Source organism: Mycobacterium sp., assembly GCF_008709575.1.
Taxonomy (GTDB): domain Bacteria; phylum Actinomycetota; class Actinomycetes; order Mycobacteriales; family Mycobacteriaceae; genus Mycobacterium.
The window spans coordinates 1-1533 of the sequence record NZ_VYIK01000141.1 but is presented as its reverse complement, the minus strand read 5'-3'; the positions used below and the strand labels follow the sequence as shown (position 1 = coordinate 1533).

Genomic DNA, 1533 nt, shown 5'->3' with positions numbered 1-1533 from the left:
ACCGATGTCTCGTTCCTCGTCGTCGAACAACCCTGGCTCCTTCACCTCGATACCGTCGACGCAGGTGTAGCAACCAGACACGGGCTCGGTCGCCGATTCACTCGGAGTGTCGTCAGTTGGTCCGGTCAATAGGCAAGTGGATCACCACCGTGGTCTCGGCTGAGGAATCCTCGCTGCAAGTCGAAGTTGCCTTCATCGACGCGCTCAAGGCCGAGGACCTGTGGGCCGCCGCCGACCAGCGCGCTACCACCGCCCTGGTGACCGCGCTGGCCTGCGGCGACCGCGACGCGGTCGACACCGCGATCGGCGATGGTCAGCGGCCCCTGCTGCTGGCGATCAGCGATAACGGGCCCCAGATGCGGTCGCACTCCACCCGAGAGTTCCTCGCCGGAGTCGCCATCGCCCAACAGTTCGGCCGTCCTGGCACACCCCAGGACCAGGCATGGATTGAGACCCTGTTCGGACATGTCAAGGGCGAGTGGCCGCACCTGGAGAAGATCACCCATCCCGGCGAACTCGAAGCCGAACTCGACCTCGCACGAACCGAATACAACGGCATCAGGCTGCATGCCGCCCTGCAGTACGTGACTCCCAACGACGAACACGAAGGACGAGGTGATGCCATACGCACCAAACGCCGCGACGGACTCGCTCAAGCACGAGCGAACCGCATCGCATACCGTCGACTCAACGACGGTGCACACCCTGGAGAGAACCGATGAGCACGCCCAGGATCTGGCTGGGTATTTCCAGCGACGAATGGCTCATTAACTCAAACACACCTCAGCCTCAAAACCCGCACCAACTATGACGAGGCAACAGCATGGCCCCAACCCAAAGACGCAGGTCAACCACAAAATGACCCAACTCAACAAAATGCCGCTTGACAAACCAATTCATGGGATGTCTCACGACAAGCTGATGGAGGAGATCCGACGCCGTGGTCCGGCAGATACTGCGCTGCGATAAGGCCGCGATCGAGTCCGCCAAGGAGACGGTGCTCGAGATCATCGGCCGTCCCCGACCAGCTGCGCGTCGAAGCGATGTGAGGCTACGCGCTGTGCGCCGGCAACGCCACCGTGCAGGAGCGATCACAGCGGTTCTTCGACAAAGTCGACTGCGGCCGAGCCGGTGCCACCGCCACTCGCTGTCAGGCCGTCGCATTGCACCGCCGGCCTTAGCCAGAAGTTGCGACTGCTTTTGCGGGGGAATTGAATAGCTGACCTGGAATTTGTCGGCAGCGTGGCAGGCGAATATGTAGCCACGAATATGGTGTGTTGATGCGACAAACTGCCACGAGTTCGGTTTATAGTATGGGTATGAAAGCATCCAGTGGCGCGATGCATGTAGCCCGGAACAAACGCAGGTATGTGGCGAAGTCTGGCCAGGAACGCGTCTACGAGACGGTCCTGCTGCGGCGCTCGTTTCGCGACGGGTCTCAGGTACGCCACCAAACCCTGGCGAATCTGTCGAAACTTGGATCTACTGACGTTTTCGTGGGTGGAATTCATGCTGCCCTCCCTGGTAGTGGGG

At 60.8% G+C, this 1533-nt stretch carries 1 protein-coding gene and 1 pseudogene; both read left to right on the top strand.

The genetic code is table 11. From position 1 onward, the window contains the following. The first annotated feature begins 149 nt into the window (after window positions 1-149). Window positions 150-722 carry an integrase core domain-containing protein gene (locus F6Q13_RS17320; protein WP_293059188.1) on the top strand — a complete coding sequence of 191 codons (573 nt, stop codon included), beginning with the start codon at window positions 150-152 and terminating at the stop codon, window positions 720-722. 597 nt (window positions 723-1319) lie between these two features. Beyond that, window positions 1320-1533, top strand: a pseudogene (locus tag F6Q13_RS17315) (transposase); the annotation flags it as partial.